Origin of the sequence: Acinetobacter sp., from assembly GCF_036666595.1 — a bacterium.
Taxonomy (GTDB): domain Bacteria; phylum Pseudomonadota; class Gammaproteobacteria; order Pseudomonadales; family Moraxellaceae; genus Acinetobacter.
The window spans coordinates 1-979 of sequence record NZ_JAVWVO010000041.1; the positions used below are offsets into that span (position 1 = coordinate 1).

1 protein-coding gene is annotated in these 979 nt (G+C 33.2%); it reads left to right on the forward strand.

What is annotated here, in order from left to right:
- A partial coding sequence (locus tag RR876_RS16580) for a site-specific DNA-methyltransferase (RefSeq protein ID WP_332637139.1) occupies window positions 1-268 on the forward strand: 268 nt, incomplete at its 5' end.
- Between the last annotated feature and the right edge of the window lie 711 nt (window positions 269-979).

The following is a 979-nucleotide window of genomic DNA, read 5'->3' on the forward strand; positions in this document are numbered from 1 at the left end:
AAAATATGTAGATTCACCAGACAATATCATTTCCGCAAGTTTTAGACGTCGGGAATCAGGCTTGCATCCTACTCAAAAACCAATAGATTTGATGAAGTGCCTAATCGAACTGACCACACAAGAAGATCAAATAGTTCTTGATCCTTTTTGTGGAAGTGGGACTACTCTCGTTGCAGCCAAAGAACTAAATAGACAATTTATTGGAATGGAACAAGACTCAAATTATTATCAAATAAGCAAAGATCGCTTGGAGTACAAACTATTATAAAATTTTAAAACGTGATTTCCTTCACATTTTTAAAGTTTTAACAGTAAAAAAGACAATTTATCACCCTCGCATGTAAGCATTAGCTTACAATAAAAAAGGATATTACATATGTCTATAAAAAATAAATGTATGTAATATTTAGAAAAAATCAATCAAGGATGATTGAAAGTATTGCATACAATAATAAAAACGTCGTAAGACAGCGAGCTTACATAGGATGTAAGCGATAATAGAGGAAATTTACAACCGCTAAGCCTTATAGTTTTGGGAGAGACTATAAGGCTTTTTTATCGTAATATTTAACATAAAATCTCTTATGCGAAATTTAAGCACTATCACCAGATAAACCTTTTTTTTGATCTTTTCATACAAATATTGACCAATATAGTAGAATAAAATTAGATGGCTAAATTAGATAAGCAAGCCTACCTGTATATACAAAAAACCTTCGGTTTTTCGATATACAGGGACTTGTTAGGGTTCCACCCTAAGACCCGTAGCCCATCACAGATGGGCAAGTCAACATGATTGACTTAAAAGCAAAACCAAAGCCTGTTAAGGAGATGTACGGTGAGTATACGAAGTAAATCTAAAATTTTCAGAATCACGGAGTTACAGCTAGAACAACTTGAGCAGCACCTTGAAAAAGAGCAAACGACTTTTACAGACTTCATTCTGTCTCTAATTCAAAGGGAAATTATGAAAGATGCT